General features: G+C 61.3%; 21 protein-coding genes. 16 read left to right on the top strand and 5 right to left on the bottom strand.

The window, feature by feature from the left end; all coding sequences use genetic code 11:
* Nucleotides 1–184: 184 nt before the first annotated feature.
* The 4 genes from IB272_RS15285 to IB272_RS15270 form a co-directional block, all read right to left on the bottom strand.
* Nucleotides 185–445 (bottom strand): hypothetical protein, encoded by a 261-nt coding sequence (locus IB272_RS15285; RefSeq protein WP_234798879.1) that lies wholly within the window; start codon nt 443–445, stop codon nt 185–187.
* A gap of 101 nt (nt 446–546) precedes the next feature.
* Nucleotides 547–804 carry a hypothetical protein gene (locus tag IB272_RS15280; protein WP_192444540.1) on the bottom strand — a complete coding sequence of 86 codons (258 nt, stop codon included), beginning with the start codon at nt 802–804 and terminating at the stop codon, nt 547–549.
* A gap of 746 nt (nt 805–1,550) precedes the next feature.
* Entirely contained in the window at nt 1,551–2,027 is a 477-nt protein-coding gene (locus IB272_RS15275) for an Lrp/AsnC family transcriptional regulator (RefSeq protein WP_060607921.1), read from the bottom strand.
* A 37-nt stretch (nt 2,028–2,064) separates the two neighbouring features.
* Nucleotides 2,065–2,667: an amino acid synthesis family protein gene (locus IB272_RS15270; RefSeq protein WP_060519031.1), complete on the bottom strand. Its 603-nt coding sequence runs from the start codon at nt 2,665–2,667 to the stop codon at nt 2,065–2,067.
* Between the two features lie 299 nt (nt 2,668–2,966).
* Here IB272_RS15270 and IB272_RS15265 point away from each other — a divergent pair, with 299 nt between their 5' ends.
* The 10 genes from IB272_RS15265 to IB272_RS15220 all read left to right on the top strand — a co-directional run bounded on the left by IB272_RS15265 (nt 2,967) and on the right by IB272_RS15220 (nt 14,024).
* Nucleotides 2,967–4,310: an amidohydrolase gene (locus IB272_RS15265; protein WP_060607915.1), complete on the top strand. Its 1,344-nt coding sequence runs from the start codon at nt 2,967–2,969 to the stop codon at nt 4,308–4,310.
* 171 nt (nt 4,311–4,481) lie between these two features.
* Entirely contained in the window at nt 4,482–6,284 is a 1,803-nt protein-coding gene (locus tag IB272_RS15260) for a helix-turn-helix domain-containing protein (RefSeq protein WP_060607913.1), read from the top strand.
* A 180-nt stretch (nt 6,285–6,464) separates the two neighbouring features.
* On the top strand, nt 6,465–7,460 hold the full coding sequence (locus IB272_RS15255) for a flavin reductase (RefSeq protein WP_060607910.1): 996 nt from the start codon (nt 6,465–6,467) through the stop codon (nt 7,458–7,460).
* Nucleotide 7,461: 1 nt separating this feature from the next.
* Nucleotides 7,462–8,976, top strand: a complete 1,515-nt coding sequence (locus IB272_RS15250; protein WP_060607908.1) for an aldehyde dehydrogenase — start codon at nt 7,462–7,464, stop codon at nt 8,974–8,976.
* A gap of 34 nt (nt 8,977–9,010) precedes the next feature.
* Nucleotides 9,011–10,087 (top strand): LLM class flavin-dependent oxidoreductase, encoded by a 1,077-nt coding sequence (locus IB272_RS15245; protein ID WP_192444538.1) that lies wholly within the window; start codon nt 9,011–9,013, stop codon nt 10,085–10,087.
* A 2-nt stretch (nt 10,088–10,089) separates the two neighbouring features.
* On the top strand, nt 10,090–10,899 hold the full coding sequence (locus IB272_RS15240; RefSeq protein WP_034799940.1) for an alpha/beta fold hydrolase: 810 nt from the start codon (nt 10,090–10,092) through the stop codon (nt 10,897–10,899).
* On the top strand, nt 10,892–11,281 hold the full coding sequence (locus IB272_RS15235) for a carboxymuconolactone decarboxylase family protein (protein ID WP_192444536.1): 390 nt from the start codon (nt 10,892–10,894) through the stop codon (nt 11,279–11,281). Before IB272_RS15240 ends, IB272_RS15235 begins: the two co-directional genes overlap by 8 nt.
* Before the next feature lie 139 nt (nt 11,282–11,420).
* Complete coding sequence (locus IB272_RS15230; RefSeq protein ID WP_060607905.1) at nt 11,421–12,251, top strand: transporter substrate-binding domain-containing protein; 831 nt, start codon at nt 11,421–11,423, stop codon at nt 12,249–12,251.
* 58 nt (nt 12,252–12,309) lie between these two features.
* Nucleotides 12,310–13,284, top strand: coding sequence for an amino acid ABC transporter permease (locus tag IB272_RS15225; protein ID WP_034799945.1), 975 nt, complete (start codon nt 12,310–12,312; stop codon nt 13,282–13,284).
* Nucleotides 13,281–14,024 carry an amino acid ABC transporter ATP-binding protein gene (locus IB272_RS15220; RefSeq protein WP_034799947.1) on the top strand — a complete coding sequence of 248 codons (744 nt, stop codon included), beginning with the start codon at nt 13,281–13,283 and terminating at the stop codon, nt 14,022–14,024. Before IB272_RS15225 ends, IB272_RS15220 begins: the two co-directional genes overlap by 4 nt.
* Before the next feature lie 211 nt (nt 14,025–14,235).
* Here the strand turns inward: IB272_RS15220 and IB272_RS15210 are convergent, their stop codons facing one another.
* Complete coding sequence (locus IB272_RS15210) at nt 14,236–15,060, bottom strand: IclR family transcriptional regulator (RefSeq protein WP_060607900.1); 825 nt, start codon at nt 15,058–15,060, stop codon at nt 14,236–14,238.
* A gap of 335 nt (nt 15,061–15,395) precedes the next feature.
* On the opposite strand from IB272_RS15210, the gene IB272_RS15205 reads away from it, so the two are divergent.
* Genes IB272_RS15205 through IB272_RS15180 form a run of 6 tightly spaced genes read left to right on the top strand, consistent with a single transcriptional unit; the run spans nt 15,396 to nt 20,981 of the window.
* Entirely contained in the window at nt 15,396–16,454 is a 1,059-nt protein-coding gene (locus tag IB272_RS15205; protein ID WP_060607897.1) for an ABC transporter ATP-binding protein, read from the top strand.
* On the top strand, nt 16,454–17,326 hold the full coding sequence (locus tag IB272_RS15200) for an ABC transporter permease (RefSeq protein WP_060607894.1): 873 nt from the start codon (nt 16,454–16,456) through the stop codon (nt 17,324–17,326). The genes IB272_RS15205 and IB272_RS15200 overlap by 1 nt, the downstream gene beginning before the upstream one ends.
* Nucleotides 17,327–17,330: 4 nt before the next feature.
* Nucleotides 17,331–18,125: an ABC transporter permease gene (locus IB272_RS15195; protein ID WP_060607891.1), complete on the top strand. Its 795-nt coding sequence runs from the start codon at nt 17,331–17,333 to the stop codon at nt 18,123–18,125.
* A 6-nt stretch (nt 18,126–18,131) separates the two neighbouring features.
* The gene (locus IB272_RS15190) at nt 18,132–18,446 is read left to right on the top strand and encodes a (2Fe-2S)-binding protein (RefSeq protein ID WP_060519053.1); all 315 of its coding nucleotides are present in this window, start codon (nt 18,132–18,134) and stop codon (nt 18,444–18,446) included.
* Nucleotides 18,439–19,842, top strand: coding sequence for an NAD(P)/FAD-dependent oxidoreductase (locus tag IB272_RS15185; protein WP_060607888.1), 1,404 nt, complete (start codon nt 18,439–18,441; stop codon nt 19,840–19,842). The genes IB272_RS15190 and IB272_RS15185 overlap by 8 nt, the downstream gene beginning before the upstream one ends.
* Entirely contained in the window at nt 19,839–20,981 is a 1,143-nt protein-coding gene (locus IB272_RS15180) for an FAD-dependent oxidoreductase (RefSeq protein ID WP_060607885.1), read from the top strand. The genes IB272_RS15185 and IB272_RS15180 overlap by 4 nt, the downstream gene beginning before the upstream one ends.
* The last annotated feature ends 3 nt before the right edge of the window (nt 20,982–20,984 follow it).

Below are 20,984 nucleotides of genomic sequence, written 5' to 3'. Positions count from 1 at the left end.
CGAGAAAAGCGCCGTAGCGGGCTTCTACAGAAGTCCACGACGGCAGCCGGTATGGAGAGTAACTAAACACCCTTGGCGGACCAGATTTGCGTGTCGCCTAAGGACCAGTTCACGATGACGCTTGATAGCGGCGATACATGTTTTCATTGGGACATGCCGGCAGCGTGGTTGGCTCTACGTGCAATCAATGCCGTGTGGGCTCCGACGTAAGCTCCACGAAGCGGCCGATTGACCAAAGATAGGCAACAATTTGCCATCTCAGAGGGTCGCGGTTTCCGTATTTCTCTAGTATCCGATCAAGGGTTCTGCTCGCTTGGGTCTGCTCGTCGATTTCGCCAATTACGTAGCTGTCGTGGCCGACAGCGCAAATGTCGCAGCCTACTTCGAGGACGTCGAACACAAATGCCGGTATTTCGCTGGCGTCCATCTGGCGTCGTTCGGTCATGGCTCGACCCTCCGCTGTACTCGTTTGTCAGGGTTCGATCCCTTTGTGCGACAGGGAGAACCCTGTCCCTTCGTAAAGGCATGGGCTTGGGCCGCGGTCGATCATGGAAACAGTCGCTCATCCGTGAGAGTGAGCAGGACCACGACCTCTGTCTGCAAGTCGGCGCAGATCTGTTGATATTCAGTGATCAGCTGGATGCGAGCCGGGTACTCCTGCAAAAGATCGTCGAGAGCCGAGGCGGCGAGCGCGTAAGCCTCGAAGAGATCGAGCAGATCAGGGTATTTCGCAAGGCGCAGCTGGGGGCGATGGCGGGGTAAAGCCATCTCCAGGCGGGCTCGTCCCAGGTGCATGAGTCTCATGGCTGGCCCCCCGTTTCCGCCAGAGCCTAATTCGAGGGTGCGACCGACGTTGGAAGGACAGTGGCGACTTGCTGGCGAGGGGTGTTCGAGAGCGCGCTGCCCACGAACAGGTAGCCGCCGATGACGACCATCGCCAGGAGCATCACTCCGATCGGAAGCCCTGTCGAGAATTTTCGCTCTGGTTGGTTATACCGGTATTGCTCGTACATCCTGTGTTCCTTCGATCATCAGCGACACCAGGGCGAACCGAAGGGACGATAGGCCGCCCTGGTGTCGTTGTTCGCCCGCAGCGCGCAGGGGAGCTGGCCATGGGCTAAAAGAAAATCTAGGGCGGCTGGCGCTGGCAGCTACGGTATTAGGACCATTGCGGAGGGATTATCAGACTGAAGTCCCATGGCGGAACATTTTCCCGCACCCTACGTTTCCATGCGCGTTTTCTGCAATTTTCGTCGCAAAGCCTGGAAGCCGCACTCGCCCTATCAAAGCGCTTTCCGATAAAGAGCTGTCTTAAAAAGTATGGCCCCGTCGGGGGCACGACGAGGCCAGAGGCTCTTATCGAAGAGACTTCACTGGGGGACATTGGTGAAGCCTTGTGCCTGACCCTGATTGGGGAAACAGAATCAAGACAACGTGGAAACGCCCGCATCGCGAAATCGTTCCGGGATCTCAGCAAGAAAAGATGGCCTCGAGCGAGGTGCAGGAAACGTCTTGTTCCGAAAAGGTGAAGGCGCCAATTCGCAAAAGGGTCAAGTCGCCACGAGAAGCGACACTGGCACAACTGGGTCTTCCTTGACGGTCCTCGTGACGACGTAGGTGAAGTAGCGGGCGATTCCGAGTTCCCAGTCGAGAAGCGTGTCGATCAGGCGCTGGTAGGCGTCGATGTCGGCAGCGACGATCTTCAGGACATAGTCAACGCCACCGCCGACTGACCAGCAGCAGACGATTTCGGGAATGTCGCGAACAACCCGCTCGAATCTGTCGAAGTCGACTTGGCGGTGGCTGGCAAGTGTCAATTCGACCATGGCGCTTGCGACGGGGGCTACCCGTCGAAGAGATAGGCGCGCGTGATATCCGCTGATGATGCCGGCCTTTTCCAATCTGCGTAGCCGCATCCAGCAGGGCGTGGCAGAAAGGCCCGCCTTTTCTGCGAGTGCAAGCTTGGTGATGCGGCCATCCCGTTGGATGGCGTCGAGGATGCGTAGGTCGATCGCGTCAAGTCTCATGGCAAACTCCTGAGGCGGTATCGCGCTCTGGTCTGCGTCAAGCGCTTCCGAGCAATGCCGCCTTTTCTGCTTCCATTTCCGCGATGTCTTGAAAACGGTCGGCGATGCGCGCGTGCGCGCGACCGCTATCGGCAGCGCCGATAGCAACGATGATCTCGTCGGGGCCGGGGGCGTCGGCGATCTGGAAGTTGGCGGTAAGGAAATGCGATCGTTTGCCGTTCTCACTCTTGTGCATCATCGGCAGCGATAACAGAGCGCCCGGCGCATTACGAGTGTTGGCAAATTCGAGGTAGTTCGTGCCGCCGATCGCTTCGCGGAAGGGGTTGCCGAAGCGCAGCGTGTGGATCATCGCCGAGGCATGTTCGATCTCACCGGCGATGCCGACGGCCGCGGCCTTGCCGCAAGCCTCGACCTTATCCGCAGGCATCTGGCGGAGCAGCCGGCCCGTCATCTCCTGGCTAAGTTCACCGGCGATGCGAGTGATTTCCGGCCGCAGATCTTCGACAAAGCCTCGCCCTGCCCAGGGGTTCTGGATCACTGCAGCCACCAAGACGACGTTGACCGGGCGCGGCGCTATCTTGCCGCCTTCGATAAGGGTTTCTTCCAGGAAGGTGCAAATTTTTCGGATGCCGAGTGTCATTGGGACGCCGCTGATAGTGGAAACTTGCGACAACTTACCGGCTCGCCTGGGCATTTCTTCCTCTGTTTCGAGGAAGTGGGCACCGGTCGTTGCTGCAAAGACAAGGAGATCCCCGCGTTGAACGACTCCGCTCAATGAGCGAAATCTAGATCGTCTTCTTTTTGGAGGAAATTTCGGGCCTTTGTTCCGAGTGGAGAAAAAATGGCATCAGTCTTCCTCCGTCCGTGAGAATGCGCCCGTCTCTGCGCCCGCCCATCATGGCTCCGCCAACAGGCGACCACCAGATGGAAGGGAACCAAATGAAGACGTTACTGGCGAACACGACCGCTTTGATGCTTGTCCTGCAGCTTTCCGCGGGCACAGCTTACGCTGCGAGCGCACGGCTCGATAGGCTCATCGACCAGAAGTATCCGGAACTCGAGAAGGTCTACAAGGAACTCCATGCCAATCCTGAACTCGGCTTTCATGAGACACGGACGGCAAAGCGTCTGGCGGCAGAATTGGAGAAGCTTGGCTTCGAGGTGACCGTCGGCTTGGGTGCGGGTACCGCTCTCGTCGGTGTCTTTAGGAATGGCGACGGCCCGACGATCATGCTGCGAACCGAACTCGATGCGCTGCCGATGGAGGAAAAGACCGGGCTCGATTACGCCAGCCGCGTACAGGTGCCGGCAACCCAATGGCCTGGAAACTCAGATGAGACGGCAAAGGTCTTTGTCGCCCATAGCTGCGGCCATGATATCCATATGGCGTCATGGCTTGGGGCGGCCCAATTGCTGGTCGAGATGAAGGATGATTGGCATGGAACGCTGCTCCTCGTCGGTGAGCCGGCCGAAGAAATCGGCGGCGGCGCAACGGCCATGCTCAAGGCCGGCCTGTTCGAGAAGTTTCCGAAGCCAGATTTCGGCTTCGCCATGCACGTGAACGGTGATCTCGCCGGCAAAATAACCGTGAAGGACGGTGCCTTCAGCGGAAACTCCGATACGTTCGACTTGACCTTCAAGGGTCGCGGGGCGCATGGCAGCGCTCCGCATCTCTCGATCGATCCGATCGTCCAGGGGGCCCGTTTCGTCACCGATATCCAGGCTGTTGTGAGCCGTGAGAAGGATCCGCGCGAACCGGGCGTGATTACGGTCGGAAGTTTTCAGGCGGGGACTGCGGGCAACATCATCCCCGATCAGGCCAAGCTGAAGTTGACCATGCGTTCGACCACCCCGGAGACGCGCAAGCTGCTGCTGGAGGCGATGCAGCGCGTCGCCAAGACGACGGCGCAATCGGCCATGGCGCCGGAACCCGAACTGCTGCGCATCGGCGGCGGCGCTGTGGCCGGCACGAACTCGTCAGAGTTGATCGGCGACGTCAGGCCGGCATTGGATGCGTCCTTTGACGGCGTCGTCTACGTCCCGACCGCGGTCCAGCCGACGTTGGGCGTCGAGACCTATCCCGAGTTCATAGAAGCAGGCGTGCCTTCCATTTTCTATTGGGTTGGCGGGACCTCACCCGAACAGGTTGAAAAAGCCAGCCAAGAGAACAGGCCCGTTCCCTCCAATCATTCGCCATTTTTCGCTCCGGCCCCGGAGATTTCCATCAAGACGGGGGCCAAGGTTCTGGCGATCTCAGTGCTCGAAAAAGCCGGCGTTGACTGAAGCCTGAATGGGATAGCGGCTTCGAGGTCATCGCCAGTTCGATGACCTCGAACTCGGCGTTGAAGATACTACCTTTCATAGAAAGTTTGGCCGAAGATATCCATCGAAACGAAGTAGACTTGTCCACTACCGGCGCGCATGTTGATTGATAGAAATCAAGAGGCGAGGCAGTTGGATCAGAAGTCCCGGATATTGTCGCTCCGCGACATCGCGAGCCAGATTAACAGCGGTAGCGATCTTCAGACGGCATTGCAGCAGCTCATCGCCGCTGCATGCCGCCATGCGAACTGGGCCCTAGGCTCAATCATGGGGATCGACGCTGCGCATGGGTATGCGTATGTCATCGTGCGCCATGATCCAACGCTGATCGAGCGGCAGCTGCCCGACAAGTGGGAGCTGGCGACCAGCCCCTCCCTGATCGCCTTGCAGCGCAATGAGCCCGTCTATATCAGGGACGCGCGTGCGTCGGGCGAGTTTCCGGGCTACAGAAAAGAGGCCTTCGAGCGCGACTATCGAACGGTGCTCGTCATGCCGATGAACTGCAGGGATGCTGAGGGCCGCCCGATGGTGCTCAGCGTCATCGCCCGCGAGGTGACTGAAGTGTCGGAGGACGACCTTGCTTTTCTCGGCACGATCATCCACCTCGGCGCCATCGCCGTCCAACGGGAACACCGTCTCGAAGCTGAGAAGCGATCCGCCCAGCGGCTGGAACGCGCGCTGGAGGCGCATACGTCGCTGCTCGAACATGTGTTGAGCGACGGGTCGGTCGCATCGCTTTCCAGCATGGTTGGGAAGATGTTGCCGAACCCGGCCGTCGTCGTTGATTTCACGGCCAATCAGGTCGTTGCTGGCCGGTCGCCGAATGCGCTTTACGACGAGGCTGGTTGGCAGCAGGCGGCCGCTACCGTTCTTAGCCGGCCGCTGATGAAGGCGGCCCGTGATGCCGTCGAGCGCGGGACGGCCGACGCCGTGAGCCTCTACCTCGACGACGGCACGCAACGGTTCAAAATAACGGCCCGCATCGAAGCGCTGATGGTCGACAATCAACTGGTTGGGGCGCTCATCATTTTCCCGACGACCCGCGAATTCAGCGATCTCGATCTCCTGATGCTCGACAGCGCCAAGTTTGCATTGAGCGTGCAGATGATGCGAAGCTTCATCCGGTTTCGCTTCGAGACGCGGACGCAGACCGAACTCTTTTTCGAGATCGTGGAGGCGCGGTGGCGTAATGCCGGTGATGTCGCCCAGCGGGCTCAACGGCTCGGGCTCAGCTTCTCAACGCCTCAGCAGATGATCGTCGTCGATTTTCCGGATAAGACGAAGGCATTTGGCGGCGCTTCTGTCGATGTGGAGCACACGCTCTCGCGTGTCATGCAGCAGGCATCCGTCCAGGCAAACCTGATCGCGGTCGAGGGCGGCGTCGTCTGCCTCGTCCCTCATGATACGGGTAAGCGGCAAGAGCGCACGACAAAGCTCGCGCGGCGTATCGCCGAGGAACTCGGCCGCTATTTCGACGAGGCACCTATCGTCGTCGCCAGCAATCGGTGTGCGGCCCTTTCGGACTATCCGCCGGCCTGGGAGCGCTGCGCCCGGATGATCCGCATCGGGCGTTCATTCGGCCTGACCGGGGCGGTCTCCGCCCAGGATTTCGGCCCGCTGCCGATGCTGGTCGCCGCCTGCGAGGCGGTCGACGTGCGCGGCTTCGTGCAGGAGAGCGTGGGCGCCATTGTCGATCACGACCGGGACAACGGTACTCCTTACCTCGAAACCCTGTCGGTGTATCTGCAGGAAGGTTGCCGAAATCAGGCCTGTGCCGATGCTATGGGCCTGCATGTGACGACGCTGCGCTATCGGCTGGCGCGCATCCAGGAACTGTTCGGCGTCGATGTCGAGACGCCGGAAAAGCGCTTTGCCGTCGAGCTCGCGATCCGCCTGCACGGCGTCATCGACAACCGCTCTACCGCCAGCAGTTAGCTTATCTTCATCGGCCAAGTATCGCCTTGTGACCTCGTCGCCACCGATCTTCTGCGCCTTTGATGGTCTCCTCGGGATCGATGGAGAAGTTCCTTCGCTCCTCCTTTGAAGCCATGGAAGCATGGTCGCCATCACGGCGTTAGCCTCCAACCAACTTGATGGTGAGGAGGCGAAAAGCGCATGGTTGAGACAGCAGCATCGACGGACGTGCCGATTGATCCGATTGCGCTTCGTCGCGCCTTCGGCACGTTTGTAACCGGTGTCACCGTCATCACCACCCGCGACGAAGACGGCACGCCGCGTGGAATGACGGCGAATTCCTTCACGTCGGTTTCGCTCGATCCGCCGCTGCTATTGGTCTGCGTCGCGAAATCCGCGTCGAGCTTTCCTGCCTTCACGAATGCGGGATGTTTTGCGGTCAATATCCTCCATGAAGGACAGGTCGACGTCTCGGGAAACTTTGCCTCGAAATCCCCCGACAAATTCCAGTCGGTGACCCACGATCATATCCACACGGGCGCGCCGGTCCTGACTGACAGCCTGACCTGGTTCGATTGCACGACTTACAACACCGTGGACGCCGGCGACCATGCAATCCTGATCGGCCAGGTTCGCGCATTCGGCACCAGTCCCACCGCACCGCTCGGCTTTTGCCGCGGCCGCTATGCCAGTGTGAAGGACCCGCTGCCAAACGGCTGGCTTGCGTCGCATGGGATGATCATCGGCTATCTGATCGAGGCCGGTGAAGGCTTGCTGCTGCGTTCGGATGGCAAGGGCGGCTGGGTTCTGCCGTCAGCACGGCGCCGCAAAGCCGACAGCCAGCTCGTCATCGACGGTGGCGACGCGCTCAGCCTCGTCCCGGACGAGACCTTCCTTTACTCGGTCTTCGATGTCGCCGACAGCGATCCGGGCTACCTGGTCTATCGCGCACGGCTGGCGGGTGAGGGCGGCGCCGGCAAGAGCCTGCCATCCGATCTGCGCTTCTTCCCGCTCGACGATCTTCCTGACGATGCGATCGCGACGCACGAACTGCGATCCATGTTGCGCCGCTACGTGCGCGAGCGGCAAGCCGGCCGCTTCGGCATCTACATGGATTCCGACGACGGCGGCCGTGTGGCGATGATCGACGGCGAAGCTCGCACCTGGCTTCAGACCTCCCAAGACCAAGGACATTGAAATGAAGACGACGGTCAGTTCCATCGAGGGTTCGCGCCAGTTGCTGTTCATCGGCGGGCAGTTCGTGGCACCGAAGAACGGCAACTACATCGCCAGTTTCGACCCGACGACGGGCGAGCCCTGGTATCATTTTGCTGAAGCAGGTGCGGACGATGTCGGGGCAGCCGTCGTTGCTGCCGCCGCCGCCTTCCGCGACCCGGCCTGGCGCCGCATGACGCAGACCGATCGCGGCGCGCTGATGCGCCGTCTCGCCGAACTTGTTCGCGCCAATGCCGATAGGCTGGCGGAAATCGAGACGCGCGACAACGGCAAGCTTCTCAAGGAAACCCGGGCGCAGATGCGCTCGATGCCAGACAGCTATCACTATTTCGCGGGCATGGCCGACAAGCTGCAGGGCGAGACCATTCCAATCAATCGTCTCGATACGCTGAACTTCAACCTGCGCGAGCCCTTGGGCGTCGTCGGCATGATCACGCCGTGGAATTCGCCGTTGATGCTTCTGACCGGCACGCTGGCACCGTGCCTTGCAATCGGCAATACGGTCGTCATCAAGCCCTCGGAACACGCGACCGCCTCGACCTTGGCGCTTGCGGAACTGATCCACGAGGCGGGCTTTCCCGCCGGCGTCGTCAATGTCGTGACGGGTACGGGCCAGAGCGCCGGTGAGGCGCTGACGCGTCATCCTGGCGTTGCGAAATACGTCTTCACAGGCAGCACGGCCACCGGCCGGCGCATCGCCGGCAACGCCGCGCAGAACCTTGTTCCGTGCTCGATGGAGCTTGGCGGCAAGTCGCCTCACGTCGTCTTTGGTGATGTCGACATCGAACATGCGGTCAACGGCGTCGTCTCCGGGGTCTTCGCAGCCGCTGGCCAGACTTGCGTTGCCGGCTCCCGCTGCTTCGTCGAGGAGCGCATCTATGATCGCTTCGTTGAGGCGCTCGTCGCCCGAACGCAACGCATACGGGTCGGTCTCCCGGCGGTCGAGGACACCGACATCGGTCCGCTCGCGCTCGCCGATCAGCTCTCCAAGGTTGAATCCTACGTGGCCTCCGGCGTCAAGGAAGGGGCGCGCGTTGCCGCCGGCGGGCGGCGTCCGCAGCGGCAAGGGCTTTCGTCAGGGGGCTGGTATTTCGAGCCGACAGTGATGGTCGATGCGCAAAACGACATGACCTTCATGCGCGACGAACTCTTCGGTCCGGTGGTCGGCGTCATGCCGTTCCGCGACGAGGAAGAGATGATCCGGCTCGCCAACGATACGCGATACGGCTTGGCTTCCGGCATCTGGACAAAGGACATCGACCGGGCGCTGCGGTTCGCCAACCGGATCGATGCCGGGACCGTCTGGATTAACACCTACCGCTCCGCGTCTTTCATGTCTGCCAACGGCGGCTTCAAGGAAAGCGGCTACGGCCGGCGCGGCGGGTTCGAGGTCATGCACGAGTTCTCGCGGTTGAAGAACGTCATCGTCGACTACTCCGGCGCGATGCAGGACCCCTTCGTCATCCGTCTGAAGTGACAGCAAAAGCACGGGCACAGGAAAGGCAGAAAACATGAAGTTCGCAGTCTCCCTCACGATGGAACGCTTCTCCCCCGATACTCCGATGGAGCAGGTCAAGAGCAACTTGCTGCAACTCGCGCGGCTTGCCGACGAAGGCGGCTTCGAAACGCTGTGGACTGCAGAACACCATACGCTGGAATGCACGATCTCCCCCAATCCGTTCCAGACGCTGGTCTGGCTCGCGCAGCACACGGATCGCATCCGGCTTGGCACCTCCACTCTGGTCGCGCCCTATTGGAATCCCATCCGGCTCGCCGGCGAGTCGGCGCTCTGCGATCACCTGACCAATGGCCGCCTTGAGTTCGGGATCGCGCGCGGTTCCTACCAGTACGAGTTCGACCGTATGGCGGGTGGTATTCCGCAGCAGGAGGGGGTGGCCTACATGAAGGAGATCGTGCCGGCCGTGAAGAAGCTCTGGTCCGGCGACTATGCCCATGAGGGACAATACTGGAAGTTTCCGGTCACGGCGGCAGTGCCGAAGCCGCTGCAGCAACCCCACCCGCCTATCTGGGTGGCGGCGCGCGATCCCGGAACCTTCGACTGGGCGATCGCAAACGGCGCCAGTATCCTATCGACGCCGCTCTCCGCGCCGGAAGCCGAAATCCACGTGCTCTCCGAGAAATTTCGCAAGGCGGTCGCCGATCATCCGGAGGTGCCGCGCCCGCGCTTTATGATGCAGCGCCGCACCTGCGTCTATGACCGGCCGGATGGGTGGGAACATGCCGTCAAGCACAGCATGGACTACGGCCGCGCTTTCGAAAACCTCATGCAGAACATCGGCACGGTGCACAACGGCTTCCCCGAGGCAGTGCCCTACGAAGCGGTCAAGGGCAAGGACAACTACAATCCGGACAACATCCGCAAGAACCTGATGTTCGGCACGCCGGACGAAGCGATCGAGAAGCTGTTGGTCTATGAGGCCGCCGGTGTGGACCAGTATTGTCTGGGCCTGACCTTCAATCTGCCGTTCGAGCTGCAGAAGCGGACGCTGGAGCTATTTGTCAGCGAAATCATGCCCTTCTTCGCGGCCCGTGAGAAGGAACAGAAGCGTATCGCGGTGGGTGCCTGAACATGGCAGGAGCTCAGCGCCATACCGTCGGAGAGGTGACGCTCAACTACCGCATCGAGGGAGAAGGCGAACCGCTCGTCTGCATCCACGGCGTCGGCTCCTATCTCGAAGCGTGGTCGGGCGTGGTCGAACGTTTGAAGGACCGGTTCACGATCCTGACATTCGACCTTCGTGGTCATGGCCGCTCCAGCCGGGTCAAGGGCCGCTACGAGATCGACGACTTCGTCAACGAGACGCTGGGGCTTGCCGACGCAGCGGGCTTCCCGACCTTCAATCTTGCAGGCTTTTCGCTGGGCGGCCTGATCGCCCAGCGTCTCGCTCTGACCCACCTTGGACGTCTGCGCAGGCTGGCGCTCTTGTCGACCGTCGCCGGCCGCACGCCGGCCGAGCGTGAGCGGGTTCTCGACCGCCTCGCCGCCCTCAGAGACGGAACGCCTGCCGACCATCACAATGCCTCGCTGTCGCGCTGGCTGACGGAAGAGTTCCAGGAGAACAACCCGCAGGTGATCCAACGGCTAAGGGCGCGGGACGCCGAAAACGACCCCGACTGCTACGCGGCAGCCTATCGTGTGTTGGCGGAAACGGATTTCGGCGGCTTTCTCGACCAGATCCGATGCCCAACGCTGATTGCTACCGGCGAAGACGATGCCGGCTCCAACCCGCGCATGGCGCGCTACATGCACGAGCGCATTCCCGGGTCCGAGCTTCGTATCCTGCCGGGCCTTCGCCATTCCATCTTGATCGAGGCGCCCGACGTCGTGGCAACGCTGATGGGCGAGTTCATGAGCCAGGGGGAGACGGTCGATGGATGAAGCACTGCGAGCAAGGGGAGAGGCCATCCGACGCCAGGTGCTTGGCGATGACTATGTCGATGGGGCAATTGGCAGCAGCGATGCCTTCTCGCGGCCGTTTCAGGATCTGTTGAACGAACGTTGCTGGGGCACCGTCTGGACGGACGAAAGCCTCGACCTGAGGAGCCGCAGCCTACTGAACCTCGGAATGCTTGCAGCGCTCAACCGCATGCACGAATTCGGCGTCCACTTTCGCGGGGCGATCCGCAACGGTTTGACCGACGAAGAGCTTCGCGCAGCACTCGTGCAGATCGCGATCTACTGCGGCATTCCCGCAGGCGTCGAAGCGTTCCGTGTGGCCCGGCGCGTCCGCGACGAGATGGCTGAAAAAGGAGAGCGCTGACTTCCACGTTTTCTAGGAAGGGGCAGCGCCGCGCTACCTCGTATCGCCGGAAGACGGATGGCGGGCTCAGAACTCAAGATCAACCCGATGGCAGGAAGAGGACCCTGTCAAAAACCAGAACGACAAAGGGAACGACAACATGAACACATTCGCAAAACTCACCGCGGCGGCATCGTTTGCCTTGTCGCTCGCGATCGTTCCGGCCCACGCCGGGGCCGTACTCGACCACGTGCTCGATGCAAAGACACTGAAGGTAGCGACCGACGCCAACTGGGCGCCGCAGTCCTTCATGAACGAAAAGAACGAGATGGACGGCTTCGATGTCGATGTCGCCAAGGAACTCGCCAAGCGGTTGGGTGTCGGTGTCGAGTTTGTTACCCCCGGCTGGGACATCATCACGGCCGGCAATTGGCAGGGGCGCTGGGACATGCATGTCGGCTCGATGACGCCGACAAAGGAGCGTGCCAAGGTCTTCGATTTCCCGGCCGTCTACTACTACACCCCGGCCGCCGTGGCCGTGCACAAGGACAGCCCTGTGGTCGGCCTGATCGATCTGGACGACAAGGTCGTCGGCGCGACGGCGACGTCCACCTTCGAAGCCTATGCCAAACAGGATCTGACCCTCGACGCTGCTGGCGCACCTGCCTTCGAATACACCTTCAAGCCGAAAGAGGTGAAGTCCTACGCCAACTCGACGACCGCATTCGATGATTTGCGCCTCGGTGACGGCGTGCGGCTCGACGCAGTCGTATCGTCGCTGCCCAGCATTCGCGACGCAATCAAGGCCGGCTATCCGATCAAGCAGGTTGGCGACCCGGTCTTTTACGAACCGCTCGCAGTCGCTGTCGAACACGGCGACAAGGAGCTGAGCGACAAGATCGCCGAAGCGATCAAGGCGATGCAGGACGATGGCACGCTGAGCAAGCTGTCGGAGAAATGGTACGGCGTCGACTACACCGTCGTGAAGTAAGGCAGCCATGTCTGGCGGTCCGGGCAGCCGGACCGCACGTTGTCCAAAGGGACCAAAGATGCTTTATCCCGATACTGTCGAGTCCGAAATACTCGTCCACAAACCATGGTTCGTGGCCAGCATGTTCGCTGCCGTCCTCATTGCCTTCACGGCCTTCGGCCTGACCGGCACAACGATGGGCGAATTGATGCGGCCAGTGATCGGCGAGCCGCTCGAAAGCGGATTCTACGGCCGCTTTGCGACCGCCTTCGTCGTGGCGGTGCTCTTCTGCCTCAACATCGTCCTGATCGGCTTTGCGAGCCTCAGGGTCCAGATCGTGGTCGTCTGGCTCGAGTTGCTGGCGCTGTTCCTCGCCTTCTTCCAGACCTTCGATCTCAGCCTGCCCTTCATAGAGGAAAAGTTGCCGTTCCTCATCACGCAAGGGCTGGTGACGACGGTCTATGTTTCGGCGATCTCGATTGTGATTGCCTCGGCGATCGCCATCCTCGGCGCCGTGGCCAAGCTCTCGACCAACGGCTTCGCCTATGCGATTGCGAGCTTCTACACGTCCTTCTTTCGCGGTCTGCCGCTGTTGATGCAGGTTTATCTGATCTATCTCGGCCTGCCGCAGCTCGGCTTCATCATCGACGCGGTGCCGGCCGGTATTCTGGCACTTTCGCTCTGCTACGGCGCATACATGACAGAAATCTTCCGCTCCGGCATCCAGAGCATCGACCGTGGCCAGTGGGAGGCGTCGCGCTCTATCGGCTTCGGCTTCGGGCTGACGATGCGCAAGGTCATCCTGCCTCAGGCGCTGCCGGTCATCATCCCTCCGACCGGTAACCAGTTCATTTCCATGCTGAAGGACAGCTCGCTGGTCTCCGTCATCGGTGTCTGGGAGCTCATGTTTCTCGCACGGACGCTCGGCCAGAAGACCTTCCAGCATATGGAAATGCTCATATCAGCCGCCATGCTCTACTGGACGATGTCTATCGTTCTCGAGCTGATCCAGTCCCGCATCGAACGTCACTATGCCAGGAGCAAGGTCAGATGAGCGCCGAGACCATCATCGACGTCAAAAATGTTTCCAAGTGGTACGGCGCCTTCCAGGTGCTGACCGACATCAACCTGACGGTCCGCAAGGGCGAACGCATCGTGATTTGCGGTCCGTCCGGATCCGGCAAATCTACCTTGATCCGTTGCTTCAACCGCTTGGAAGCGCACCAGGAAGGTGAGATCGTCGTCAACGGCATCAACCTGCATCCGAAGATGCGCAATGTCTCGGATGTGCGCCGCAACGTCGGCATGGTGTTCCAGCACTTCAACCTTTTCCCGCACATGACCGTGCTGATGAACTGCATGGTCGGACCGATGTGGATCAACGGCGTGCCGGAAGCGGAGGCGCGGGCAAGGGCGCTCACATTCCTCGATCGGGTACGCATCCCGGAACAGGCCCACAAGTTTCCAATCCAGCTTTCCGGCGGCCAACAGCAGCGCGTCGCGATCGCGCGCTCGCTCTGCATGCAGCCGGCCGTGATGCTGTTTGACGAACCGACATCCGCGCTCGACCCCGAGATGGTGTCCGAAGTCCTTGATACCATGACGAGCCTGGCAAAGGACGGCATGACGATGGTCTGCGTCACCCACGAGATGGGGTTCGCCAGGGCCGTCGCAGATCGCGTAATCTTCATGAACTCGGGACAGATTCTCGAGGAGGCTAGGCCCGATGATTTCTTCGACAATCCAAAACACGAGCGGACCAAGCTGTTTCTCGGTCAGATCCTGAAGCATTAGCTCGGCGCCCAACAGTTTCAGCTACCAGTTGATGCTCGTTGGTGCGTTCTGATGCGCGGAACGCGCTCGGCGTGTCTCCGAACGCTTTGCGAAACTCACGCGAGAAGTGCGCTGTGTCCGCGAAGCCTGTGATATTTGCAATTTCCATCACAGTCAGCGAGCCCCCGGAAAGCAGGTACCGCCCGTAGTTCAGTCGCATGTTCCTAAAGGTTCAGCCCTTCTGCGCGGCCCGCAAGGCGGAGGCCGGATAACGTAGGGTCGGGTCGAAGGGATTGAGCTTACTGCTGATCGCTTGCGCCTCTGCCTTCAAGAGATCGGTGATCGTGCCGCTTCGCGTTTCCGTCAGGCGCGATGCCAGCGTGCCGATGCTCAAGGAGGCGACGGCGATGCCGTTGCGGTCAATTACCGGCACGCCGAGCCCAGCCATGCCCTCGATCATCTCGAAATTCATCTGGGCTGCGCCGATCCGCCTGACCTCCTCGATCTTGATGCGCAGGTCCACCTCGTCGATCGCCGCCCGGTCCATGATGCGAGGCATATTAAACTTGATGATCGCCTCGCGTTCTTCCTCTGGCAGGTGGGCGAGGATGGCGATGCTGCCCTGGCCGATGCCGAGCGGCACCTTGCCACCGATGTCGCCGGTAAAGGAGCGGATCGGGAAGGGACCCTCGACGCGGTCGAGGCAGATTGCGTCAAAATTGCTGCGCACCAGCAGAAAGACCGTATCGTTGAAGGTGGCGGACAGCCTCAAGAGCGACGGCCGGGCGATGTCGAGGATGCCTTCTCGCCTGCGCGCCTGCGAGGCGATCGAGAAGAACTCCAGCGACAGGCGGTAGGATTTCCCCTCTGGCATTTGCTCCACGAGGCCTTCGGCAATCAGGGTCTTCAATAGCCGATGCGCCGATGGCTGGCTGAGATTCAGCCTCCGCGCGAGATCGATGACCCGCACACCCTCGCTCGCGTTATCTGCGAGGTCTTTCAGGATGTGGATCGCCTTGGTGAGGCTGGAGCTTCCGGCGTTCTCTGATTCCGACATTTGCGAAAATCTTTCAAAATCTGCGTGGCATAATTCCGTATATCGGATTTTTCTAACAAAAAATTCCGAAATAGAAAATTGCATTTGTGTTTTTCGTCAATTTCCTGGAGTTAATTCACACAAGCCTTCTTCAAGGGGTGGATGTGCCAGACGTGAATAGCCGAGAGGCTATTCCGAGAGCGAAACCGTGCCTTTATCGGGGCACTCGCGTACGCCGGAGATCTCAACGCCTGAAGGAAGGTTCGATGGTTGACGACGTGTCGCAGCCGCCGGGATCGCCGACAAGAAAAATGGGGCAGGCGATCTCAGGGGTAGCGACCCAGGGGAGAATGAGCATGAGTTTCCTGAACCTTGAGAAGGTCTCCAAGTATTATGGATCGGTCGCAGCCGTTCATGATTTCGATCTGGAGGTCGAAAAGGGCGAGTTTATCTCGCTGCTCGGGCCCTCGGGCTGCGGCAAGACGACGACCCTGCAGATGATCACCGGGCTCGTGCGTCCCTCCTCGGGCACGATAACCATGGGCGGGCGCGACATCACTCATTTGCCGCCGCCGCAACGCGAACTGGGCGTAGTCTTCCAGAGCTATGCGCTCTTCCCCCATATGACCGTGGCGCAGAATGTTTCCTTCGGCCTCGAAATGCGCAAGGTCGCAAAACCGGAGCGCGACAAACGGATCAAGGAGATCCTGTCGCTGGTCCATCTCTCGGCGCTTGCCGATCGCTACCCGCGCGAGATGTCGGGCGGGCAGCGCCAGCGCGTGGCGATTGCCCGGGCGCTTGTCATCAATCCGCCGGTGCTTTTGCTTGACGAGCCGCTATCGAACCTCGATGCGCAGCTTCGCGAAGAGATGCAGTTCGAATTGCGCCGCATCCAGCAGACCGTCGGCATCACGACGATCATGGTGACCCATGATCAGGCTGAAGCGCTGTCGATCAGCGATCGCGTCGTCGTCATGGAGAAGGGGCGCATCACCCAGGTCGATACGCCTTACGAACTCTATGAGCATCCCCGCAACGACTTCATCTCGTCCTTCGTCGGCAAGTCCAACTTCATGTGTGCGACCTCGTCCTTCAACGGCAAGGGCGCGTCGATCTGCATCGACAACACGCCGATCCGCTTCAACACCGACCGCCGCGAGCCGGATGGCAAAGTCTCGATCTTCATCCGCCCGGAAAAGCTCCGATTGACCGAGCCGGGCGAGGGCCAGATCCAGGGCAAAGTGACGACACGCTATTTCATGGGGAGCCAATGGCTGGTCAGCGCCGAGACACCGGCGGGCGTTCTTGCCGTTGCTGTTCCCAATCTCGGTGCGCCGCCGCCGATGGAAGGCGAAACCGTTGGGCTTGCCTGGCAGAGTGCCGACTGTCGTGTGCTGGCGGGAGCGGCCAAGTGATGAGCGCCGCTACCTCCGCCATCAAGCCGCGCCAGCTCGCGCCGTTGGCTCTTTCCGGGCCGACCACCCTGTTCTTCATCGGCCTCGTGCTCTTGCCGCTTCTGTTGACGGTGATCCTCTCCTTCAACAGCTATGACTATACCGCCGGGATCCAGAGCGACTTCACCTTCGCCAACTACCTCACGGTGTTGCAGGACGAATATTATCTCTCGACCTTCTGGCGGACATTGCGGCTTGCGCTTCTGACGACGGTCATCGCGGTGGCGATCGGTGTGCCGGAGGCCTACGTCCTCTCGAACATGCGCAAGCCCTGGCGGTCGATCTTCTTGCTCGTGATCATCGGCCCGCTGCTTGTTTCTGTGGTGGTGCGCACCTTCGGCTGGAGCATGCTGCTCGGCAAGAACGGCTTTGTAAACAGCGCGCTTGCCATTGTCGGCCTTGACCCGGTGCAGCTTCTCTACACCGAGACGGCGATCGTCATCGGTCTCGTCCATATCATGCTGCCGTTCATGGTCATCCCCGTCTGGACCGTTCTGCAGAAACTCGACCCGACGGTCGAGGCGGCAGCGCTCACCCTCGGCGCCTCGCGCTTCACCGCCCTTCGTCGCGTCGTCTTTCCGCAGGCGGCTCTCGGCATCCTCTCGGGCAGCCTCATCGTCTTTGCACTCTCGGCAAGCTCGTTTGCCATCCCCGGCCTGCTTGGCGGTCGGCGGCTGAAAATGGCGGCAACACTTGTCTACGACGAGTTCCTGATCGAGCTGAACTGGCCGCTCGGTGCGACCATCGCGATCATCGTGCTTGTCGCCAATCTCGTCATCATGCTCGCCTATAACCGCCTCATCGAGCGGCAGGCGAAGCGCAAGCTGGGTTGAAGCCATGCAGAGAAACGGACCCATCGCTCTCGCATTCCATAGCCTTGTCGTCGTCTTCATGCTGGCGCCGATGGTGGTCGTCTGCCTCGTGGCCTTCACGCCGGAAAACACCCTGGCGATGCCCTGGAATGGGCTGTCGCTACGGTGGTTCAAGGCGGTTTTCCATCATGCCGACTTTATGTCGTCCTTCGGCAACAGCGTAAGGCTCGCCCTGCTGTCAGCCACCATCTCCACCGTTTTTGCGGTTCCGGCGGCGCTGGCGATCACCCGCTACGATTTCCGCGGCCGTGAGGCGCTGAACGCGCTCTTCCTGTCGCCACTGATCATTCCGCACCTGGTCCTCGGCGTCGCTTTCCTGCGTCTCTTCTCGCTGATGGGCATGGGCGGGTCCTTCGGTTGGCTTGTCGCCACCCATGCGATCGTCGTCACCCCCTATACGCTGCGGCTGATCCTGGCGTCACTCACCAGCATGGACCGCAATGCCGAAAATGCGGCGCGCACGCTGGGGGCTGCGGAGTGGACGGTGTTTCGCCGGATCACCATGCCGCTCATGCTGCCAGGTGTCAGCGGCGGCTGGTTGCTCGCCTTCATCAACAGTTTTGACGAGCTGACCATGTCGATCTTCGTGACCTCGCCGTCGACGGTAACGCTGCCGGTCCGCATGTACATGTACGCAAGCGAATCCATCGATCCGATGATGGCGGCCGTTTCGACGCTCATGATCGGACTCGCCACCGTTACGATGATCATCCTCGATCGCCTGTTCGGTCTCGACCGGCTGCTTGTGGGCAAGGGCTGATATCCGATGTCGATGAACCCGTTACTCCGGCGGCGCTACCGCCTGGACGAGACACTCGTGCCCTTCACATTGAACGGGACGGCCCAAACCGGGCGCCGCGGCGACACGGTACTGACGGCGATACTCTCGGTGAGCGGTCGCCTGAGACAGAGCGAATTCACCGGGGAGAACCGGGCCGGCTTCTGCCTGATCGGCGCCTGTCAGGATTGTTATGTGATGACGGCGCAAGGCAGCCGCGTCCGCGCCTGCAGCACCGCCTTGCTCGCGGGCATGGCTTTCATCACCGATCTCGGCGCGGTGTCGGAGACGGCCCATGATTGAGCCGTTGCAGCCCGTCATCGTTGGCGCCGGACCGGCGGGCATACGCGCCGCCGAGCGCCTCGTGCGCGCAGGTCTCAGGCCGATCGTGCTTGACGAAGGTCTGCGCGCTGGCGGGCAGATCTATCGACGCCCGCTGATCGACGACGGTCGATCCTATCGCAGCCGCTATGGTTCGGAAGCCGGCAAGGCAAGAAGGTTACACGAGGCTTTCGAGGCACTCTTGCCTGCGATCGACTATCGCCCCGAAACGCTGGTCTGGAATGTTTCGGCGGCTGAGCACGGCAATCAGCTCGATGTCCTTTTGGCCGGCGTGCATCGGCAGATCGGCTTTTCGCAACTGATCCTGTGCACCGGCGCGACCGATCGCGTGCTGCCATTTCCGGGATGGACGACGCCTGGAGTTTACACGCTCGGCGCCTCCCAAGTGGCGCTGAAAGCCCAGGGCTGCACAATTGGCGACCGCATCGTCTTCATGGGCTCCGGTCCGCTGCTCTACCTCGTTGCCTGGCAATATATGAAGGCCGGCGCGTGCGTGGAGGCGGTGCTCGACACAGCACCCATCACGTCGAAGCGACACTTGCTGTCGCTTGCCATCCATGCGCCGCGCATCGTCGGGCTTGGTGTTTTCTACGGGCTCCAGCTCCAGCTGGCCGGCGTGAAGATCCGCAACGGCGTGCGGCCGGAGGCGGTCCTCGGGACGGGCCAGGTCGAGGGTCTTCGCTTCCGTCGGCGGGCAAGCAAAGGTGAGGTCGTCGAGACGGTATCCTGCGACGCGCTCGCCTACGGTTTTGCCCTTCGTCCAGAAACCCAGCTTGCCGATCTTGCCGGCTGCCGTTTCTGTTTTGACGAGCGCGATCGCGTGTGGCTGCCTGAGCGAGACGCCATGGGGCGCACTAGCCGGGCCAACGTATACGTTGCCGGTGACGGCAGCGGAATTGCCGGCGCCGATGCGGCGGAAGTCTCGGGCGAGCTCGCCGCGGCCGCTCTGCTCGAGGATGCGGGGAAAGCATCAGCGGATGGAGCGCGCCTGATGGCGGCTCGCGAAGCGATCCTGCGGCAGCGTGATATCCTCGAACGTGCCTTTCCCTTCCCGGTTGATTGGTTCGAGACGGTCCCGGACGAGACGACGCTGTGTCGTTGCGAGGAGATTACCATTGCAGAAGGACGCCGCGCCATTGCGAGCGGCTCCATCAGCGAGATCAACCGCCTGAAGGCGCTGAGCCGGGTCGGGATGGGACGTTGCCAGGGGCGCATGTGTTCCGCCGCTGCCACCGAGTTCTTGAGCGGGCTTTGTGGCGTTTCGCCCGGTGAGGTTGGTCGCCTTCGCGCTCAGGCGCCGGTCAAGCCGATCCCGCTTGGTTTCGGTGCTGCCGTAGAAGCGGAGGCTCGGTCATGAGATGGCGCATCTCCGTCGACGTCGCGATCATCGGCGGCGGGCTGGTCGGCAGCTCCGCAGCACTTGCCATGCGTAAAGCGGGGCTTTCAGTCGCCCTCATCGATAGGGGCTATTGTGGCGCGCAGGCGAGCGGGGTGAACTATGGCGGCGTGCGCCGGCAGGGCCGCGCCCCCGAACAATTGCCTTTGTCGCAGCGCGCACACGGTATCTGGCCGCAACTCAAGGCAATGGTCGGCATCGATGCCGAGTACATGCGCTCCGGCCATCTGAAGCTCGCCCGCACGGAAAAGGATTTTGCCAAGCTCGAAGCCTATGCCGAGACGGTTCGGGACTATGGGTTGGGGCTTGAGCTCGTTGCCGGTTCGGCGTTGGCGCACCGGTTCCCCTGGCTTTCCGCCCAGGCGGTCGGCGCGTCGCTCTGCCCCGATGACGGCCACGCCAATCCGCGTCTCGTTGCGCCCGCCTTCGCAAGAGCCGCCGAGCGCGCCGGCGCGATGGTACTGGAGCAGACGCCGGTGCGCGACGTCGCTGCGACCGGAAACGGTTTCGAGATCCTCGCCGGCGACGGCATCGAGATCCGCTGCCAACAACTGGTCAACAGCGCCGGTGCCTGGTCCGACCGCTTTGCCGCGAATTTCAACGAGCCTGTACCGCTGACACGTATCTATCCCTCGATGGTGGTCACCGAACCTCTGCCATTGCGTTTGCCCGTCAGCATGGGTGAACAGGGCGGCAGCTTCTATGGCCGGCAGGTGGCGCGCGGCAACTACGTCATGGGGGGCGGTCGCGGCCTGCCCCTTGGAGATCCCGACTATTCGCGTCCGTCGGTGACGGCTGCATCCTCCGTCATGCAGCGTGCAATCACGCTCTTTCCGCATCTGGCTGAAGCCCAGGTCATCCGCTTCTGGTCTGGAACCGAGGCGGAAATGCCCGACGGCAACCCGGTGATCGGCCCGAGCGAGACGACATCAGGCCTCTTCCACGCTTTTGGCTTCTGCGGCGCAGGTTTTCAGACCGCGCCCGCCGTCGGCGAAGTGCTCGCAGAACTCGTCACCGCGGGCCGCAGCACTACGCCGATAGACGCCTTTTCCATTGGCCGCTTCCGCAAGGTGGCGGCCGAAACTGCAGCCTCGTTGTGAACA

The sequence above is a fragment of the Ensifer sp. ENS08 genome (genome assembly GCF_014852195.1).
Taxonomy (GTDB): domain Bacteria; phylum Pseudomonadota; class Alphaproteobacteria; order Rhizobiales; family Rhizobiaceae; genus Ensifer; species Ensifer adhaerens.
This window is presented reverse-complemented; position numbering and strand designations above follow the sequence as displayed.